Annotated in this window: 3 protein-coding genes; 1 reads left to right on the forward strand and 2 read right to left on the reverse strand. The window is 46.5% G+C overall.

Annotated elements, in window-relative coordinates; translation table 11 throughout:
* Positions 1-47: 47 nt before the first annotated feature.
* Positions 48-1,217: a molecular chaperone DnaJ gene (gene dnaJ, locus VN105_RS03225; protein WP_325637866.1), complete on the reverse strand. Its 1,170-nt coding sequence runs from the start codon at positions 1,215-1,217 to the stop codon at positions 48-50.
* 108 nt (positions 1,218-1,325) lie between these two features.
* Complete coding sequence (locus VN105_RS03230) at positions 1,326-1,898, reverse strand: nucleotide exchange factor GrpE (RefSeq protein WP_325637868.1); 573 nt, start codon at positions 1,896-1,898, stop codon at positions 1,326-1,328.
* Between the two features lie 138 nt (positions 1,899-2,036).
* Here VN105_RS03230 and VN105_RS03235 point away from each other — a divergent pair, with 138 nt between their 5' ends.
* Positions 2,037-3,209, forward strand: a complete 1,173-nt coding sequence (locus VN105_RS03235; protein ID WP_325637870.1) for a class I SAM-dependent rRNA methyltransferase — start codon at positions 2,037-2,039, stop codon at positions 3,207-3,209.
* Positions 3,210-3,421 lie beyond the last annotated feature (212 nt).

The following is a 3,421-nucleotide window of genomic DNA, read 5'->3' on the forward strand; positions in this document are numbered from 1 at the left end:
AATCAGTGTTCCAAGACAATCGCCGAAGGCGATCCCCCTTCGCTGCATTAGCTAAAGATATCCCTTACCTTTTCGAAGAATCCTTTTTCGGATTTTTCAGGGTTGGGTTTAAAGTTATCGGATGATTGTAGTTTGTCCAGCATTTCCTTCTCTTCAGCGCTTACATGTTGTGGCGTCCATACGTTTATATGGATCAGCTGATCGCCTTTTTCATATGAGTTAACGGAAGGGAATCCTTTGCCTTTCAGGCGGAATATTTTACCGCTTTGTGTACCGGCGGGGATTTTAATTTTTGCTTTCCCGTCAATGGTAGGCACTTCCAGGGAGGTGCCGTATACAGCGTCGGGGAAAGAGATGTGCAGGTCGTAAGCTACATTGAGTCCGTCGCGTTGCAGTTCCGGGTGTGGTTCTTCTTCGATCAGGATGAGCAGATCGCCGGGGGCGCCGCCTCTTTCGCCGGCGTTACCTTTACCGCTCATGCTCAGTTGCATGCCTTCCTGAACGCCAGCCGGGATGTCGATGCTCACCATTTCCTCACCGTACATACGGCCTTCCCCTTTACAGTGGCCGCATTTGCTGGTAATGGTCTGTCCTTCACCATGGCAGGTGGGGCAGGTGGTAACGGTTTGCATTTGTCCGAGAAAAGTTTGGGTAACTTTTCTTACCTGGCCGGAGCCGCCGCAGGTATTGCACGACTGGAATGCGTTCTTATCTTTTGCGCCCAGGCCACCGCAATGCTGGCAGGGTACATATTTCTTTACTTTAATTTTCTTGTTGGCGCCTTTGGCGATTTCCTCGTAGGTAAGACGGATCTTTACCCGGAGGTTGGAACCGCGGGTACCGCGTCCGCGGCGGTTTCCGCCACCACGTGCGCCACCGCCCCCGAAGAAGCTGCCGAAAATATCATCGTTACCAAAAATGTCACCGAAGTTGGAGAAGATGTCGTCCATGTTCATTCCACCACCGCCATATCCACCACCACGGTTGCCATTCATGCCGGCATGGCCAAAGCGGTCGTATTGCGCCCTTTTATCGGGGTCGCTTAATACCTCATAGGCTTCAGCTGCTTCTTTGAATTTTTCTTCTGCCTCCTTGTTATTTGGGTTGCGGTCAGGGTGAAACTGCATCGCCACCTTACGGTAAGCTTTTTTAATTTCGTCCTGGGAAGCAGTTTTTACAACAACCAGAACTTCGTAATAATCTCTCTTGGTAGACATTATAAAATCACTTAATGCCGGTGCATGCACCGGCCTTTGTTTCAGTAAAAAATATTGTTTTACGTCAGCAATGGCACAGGTTACCGGAGATTATGCCACATCGTCATTTTATTTGCCCACAATTACCTTAGCGTGACGGATCAATTTGTCATTCAGGTAATAACCAGGTTGCAGTTCATCTACTACTTTACCAGCCAGCTCCGGCGTGGGAGCGGGGATTTCAGTAATAGCCTCGTGCAGATCCGGATCAAATGGGGTGTGTATACTCTCCATTGGCTTCAGTCCCTTCGCTTGCAGGGTATTTCTCAGTTTATTGAAAACCAACATTACACCATCTTTAACGGCAGCAATATCTGTAGTATTTTCCAATTGCTTCAGAGCCCTGTCACTATCATCCAGCACATCCAGCAAAGATATGATAACTTCTTTACTGGCTGTTTGCATCAGTTCTATACGTTCCCGGGCAGTACGTTTACGGTAATTGTCAAATTCCGCCTGTAACCGGAGATATTTATCACGGATCTCACTTACTTCTTTCTCTTTCTTCTCCAGCTCACTCACTTCCTCTGCTTCCGTATTCGTATTCGAACTATTGCTTATATTTTCTTCTGGCATGCTTTCGTTTTCGCTACCAGCGTTAGCCTGACCGTTTGTCTGCATGTCTTTTTCTTTTTCTGTCATAATAAGTAATAATTGTCTGCGCAGGTATCCAGTCAATTTCTTTGCCAACAGCGGCTTTGCCGACAAAAAGGCAGAATTGCAGCGAAAAGCCAAAGGCTAACCGCTAAATAGCTACCTTTGCCCCTCGAAATACGATAAATGACTAAAGTTTTTTTAAAGAAACAGATACAAAACAGGGTGTTACAAGGGCATCCCTGGATTTTCGGCAATGAAGTGGCCGAAATAAAAGGAGATGTAAATGCCGGCGACATTGTAGATGTATATACGCATAAAGGTTTTTTCCTTGGCCGCGGTTATATCAACCCCCAGTCGCAGATCCTGGTAAGATTGCTTACCCGTGATAAAAATGAAGAGATCAACCCTCAATTCTTTTACCACCGCCTCCTGAAATGCTGGGAATACCGGCAGAAACTGGGGTATGTGGAAAACTGCCGCCTGGTATATGGGGAAGCCGATGACCTGCCGGCGCTCGTGATCGATAAATTCAACGATTACTTTGTTATACAAACGCTTGCATTGGGGATGGAAAAATGGAAAGATGCCATCGTGGATGCCATCAACCGCATATTTTCACCCAAAGGCATCTACGAAAGAAATGATGTACCTGTAAGGGAACTGGAAGGAATGACCCAGCAGAAAGGCTTTCTCAGTGCGCCTTTCGACACCAACCTGGTTATTAATGAAAATGGTTTGAAGTTCCATGTAGATGTAGTAAATGGTCAGAAAACCGGCTATTTCCTGGATCAGCAGGATAACCGCCGCGAGATCCGCCATATTGTAAAGGGGGCCGATGTAATGGAAGCCTTTTGTTATACCGGTACATTCTCCTGCCATGCCGGTTTTTACGGCGCCAAAAGTGTGCTCGGGCTCGATATTTCCGAAACAGCCGTGAACACCGCCCGCAGGAATGCGGAGCTGAATAACCTGCAGGATATTTGTCAGTTCCAGGCCGTGAATGCGTTTGACCAACTGAAGCAGTGGACAAAAGAAGAGAAGAAATTCGATGTGGTAATACTGGATCCCCCGGCGTTTACCAAAAGCCGCGAGAATATCTCCAAAGCCGTAACCGGTTATAAGGAAATCAACCTTCGTGGTATGAAACTGCTGAAGCCCGGAGGCTTCCTGGTAACGGCTTCCTGCACTAACCTGGTGTCGCCGGATCTTTTCCTGCAAACCATTGACGCCGCCGCAAAGGATGCGAAGAAAAGACTGCGCCAGGTAACGTTCCAAACACAGGCACAGGATCATCCTATCCTGAGAAATATTGAGAATACCACTTACCTGAAATTCCTCATTGTAGAAGTTTCCTGATAAGGACAGGTATTAAAAAAAAGGAAAAGTCACGATGTAAACCGTGACTTTTCCTTTTTTATTTTGATGCCAGATATATCTACTTTACAACATTGAACTTACCGGATTCCACGAGGTTACCCCGCTGATCCCGCAATTGGAAAATGTATAAACCGTTATAATAATTATCAAGACTTACCGTTGTTTTAGAACTGATGCCTTTTAACTGATCT

This window comes from Chitinophaga sp. (assembly GCF_035564935.1).
In the GTDB taxonomy this organism is placed as follows: Bacteria; Bacteroidota; Bacteroidia; order Chitinophagales; family Chitinophagaceae; genus Chitinophaga.